Origin of the sequence: Pseudomonas sp. PS01300 (assembly GCF_029960155.1) — a bacterium.
Lineage (GTDB): Bacteria > Pseudomonadota > Gammaproteobacteria > Pseudomonadales > Pseudomonadaceae > Aquipseudomonas > Aquipseudomonas palmensis.
This window is the reverse complement of sequence record NZ_JASCPN010000175.1, coordinates 1-257: the sequence shown is the minus strand read 5'-3', so window position 1 is coordinate 257 and position 257 is coordinate 1. Positions and strand designations below refer to the sequence as shown.

General features: G+C 63.4%; 1 protein-coding gene. It reads right to left on the bottom strand.

Annotated features, from left to right (window positions below):
• Positions 1 to 33: 33 nt before the first annotated feature.
• A partial coding sequence (gene tssD, locus QMX96_RS26855; RefSeq protein ID WP_196932528.1) for a type VI secretion system tube protein TssD occupies positions 34 to 257 on the bottom strand: 224 nt, incomplete at its 5' end.

Below are 257 nucleotides of genomic sequence, written 5' to 3'. Positions count from 1 at the left end.
GCTGGCTGGCCGGGGCAGTGAACTAACGCAGGCTTAGCCGGCGACCGGGGTACGCCAGTCGTCCGAGCCGGAGGTACCGGACACTTCGTGGGTCCAGGTGATCTTGCGGTAGGTGAAGTGCACGTCTTCGAGGTGGGTGAAGTGCGCGTTGGCCGGGTCCTGGCAGTTGTGCATGTAGTCCTTGATGTCGACGATGATCGCGTCTTCGAGCTTGGTGGTGAAATAGTGCTCCTGGGTGCCGGCCGCCGAGGTGCGGT